This is a genomic window from Photorhabdus sp. RW14-46 (assembly GCF_963887965.1).
GTDB lineage: Bacteria > Pseudomonadota > Gammaproteobacteria > Enterobacterales > Enterobacteriaceae > Photorhabdus > Photorhabdus laumondii.
Genome location: NZ_CAWPHH010000088.1, coordinates 1 through 2,293 on the forward strand (window position 1 = coordinate 1; position 2,293 = coordinate 2,293).

Genomic DNA, 2,293 nt, shown 5'->3' on the forward strand with positions numbered 1-2,293 from the left:
TATAAGGACTTACGCCACCCCTTAAGTTTAGCGGATCTGGCGATAAGTACTGGCCTGTTTCCCTCTCGTAATAACGGTGCCGATTATAAAATAAACCGCTTTCCTCGTCTTCGTATTGCCCACAGAACCTGAGATGACATGTCAGGTTGCGCGGGTCATTGACCGTCAGCACCGGCCAGCATTCCGGCTCGCCCCAGGTGAGCAGTCGTCCGGCCCATATCAGTTCCCCGGCCTCGGTCAGAATTTCCCGCACGGTTCCTTGATGGTCACTCACCACATAGTACAGCCGGCCTTTTTCAAACCGGGCCGAAGGGGTCAGGGTACCCGGCTCATACAGCCAGTGAATGCTCTGTTCATACCTGACAGTGCCATCCGCATATACCGGCGTCTCTTCAATCAGCTGCTCGCCGCTCCACAGGTAATCATAGCCGATTATCGCGGTCGGTTTTACCGGCGGTCCGGCGGCGTCTGTCTCCTGCCGCTTGCTAATCCGTCGCCCGAAAGCATCATAACAATAGCGCCAGCGCACCCCTTCCGGGCTGATAAACCCGGTCAGCCGGTCTTGCGCATCCCAGCGGTAGCGCCAGGTCCGCGGCCGGTAGCCCCGGCGCTGTTCGGTTTTTTCTGTCCGCCGCCCGTTTTCATCGTAGCGATACGTGCAGGCCCCGTGCTGAATCACCCGGCCCGCCTGCTGGGTGTGGTAGCTCTGGCGCAGGTCTTCACTGAGCCGCTCCGGCACCTGTTTTTGGTAATGCAGGTGCCGGCCGGCATCGTACACAAACTGTTCGTCACAGGCCCGCGGGCCGCCAAACTGGGCGGTCACCACCTGGTCATTGACATTGTAGCCGTAGCGCGTCTCGTCCCAGCGGGGGTCTTCAATGCAGGCCACGTTGTAGGCCGGGGTGTAATGCCAGTGGCGGGTCACCGCGCTGCCCCGCGGCGGGAAATGCGGGTCGGCCTCGTACAGGGTCTGTTTGAACCAGTCGGAGCTGCGCCCGGCGGTCTGATGGGCCAGCAGCCCCACCGGGGTGTAAGCCTGTGACTGAATAAAACCGGCGGCGCTTTCCCGCGCGATTTCCCGGCCCAGCCCGTCATGCTGCATCTGCAACGGGGCATGGCCGTCCAGCTGCCACTGCATCAGCCGGCCGTTGAGGCCGTAGTACCAGCTGACCGCGGGCAGGGTGTCCACCTGGCGGCCGGCCGGCAGGCCGCTCATGGGGTCCCACTGATGGCTGACGGCACGCCCGTTAATCGTCTCCCGGGTCAGACGGCCGGCCTCATCGTATGCAAACGCCACCACCGCGTCCGGGTTAGTGGCCCGGACCAGCCGGCCCTGCGCGTCGTGGTCGTAGGTGGTGACTGAGCATAACGTGCACCGGTCGGCCTCTTCCTGCCATGCTTCCTGGCGGGTAATGCGGTCGTCGTCGGTGTAACACCAGCGCAGCAGCTGGTGATTGGGGTAACGGGCAGTCAGGCGGCGCCCGGCGGCGTCATACTGATAATGAATGGTCCGGCCGGTAAAATCAGTTTCGCTCATCACCCGCCCGGCCGGGTCACGGGTGTAATGGTAGGTGTCGCCGGTTTCGTTGGTCACGGTTTTCAGGCGGGTCAGCCGGTCGTAGCCAAAGGTCAGGGCCGCGCCATCCGGGCGGGTGAGGTGGCTGAGCCGGTCGAAAGCGTCATAGGTATAGCGGGTGGTCCGGCCTTCCCCGTCGGTGACTGCCGAGACCCGGCGCTCGCTGTCGTAGTCAATCGTCTGCCGGATGCCATCCGGTAACTGTATCTCGGTGACGCTGCCTGCCGGGCTGGCATGAAACGGACTGTGGTGATAGTCGGTCTGCTGATGTAACGCATCGGTGACCCGCAGCAGCCGGCCCAGGCCGTCGGTGTCAAACCGGGTCAGGGCGCCGTCCGGGGCCCGAATTTCACTGAGCTGCTGCCGTTCATAGCCGTAGCGCCAGGTGCGGCCGTCGGGCAGGACCTGGCGCAGGATTTCCCCGCGCGGGCCGTAACGGGTCTCTTCAACCCGTCCCTGAGGGTCGATAACCGAGGCCAGGTTGCCCTGTTCGCTGTAATAAAACTGCCAGTGTGCTCCCTCCGGCGGAGTGACCCGGGTAAGCTGGCCGTATTCATTGTAATCGTAAGTGGTGATTTCTCCGGTCGGTGACATGACGCCGGTCAGCTCGCCGTAAGGGCTGTATTCATATGTGGTGGTCCGGCCCAGCGGGTCGGTTTCGGCGGTTTTGTGACTGAAATCCCATTCAGTCCGGGTGTCATGGCCGAGCGGGTCGAC

General features: G+C 62.8%; 1 protein-coding gene. It reads right to left on the minus strand.

Features of this window, described 5'->3' with window-relative positions:
- Nucleotides 1-2,293 (minus strand): RHS repeat protein (locus tag AACQ38_RS23605; RefSeq protein ID WP_165579228.1); only part of this gene is annotated, 2,293 nt, incomplete at both ends.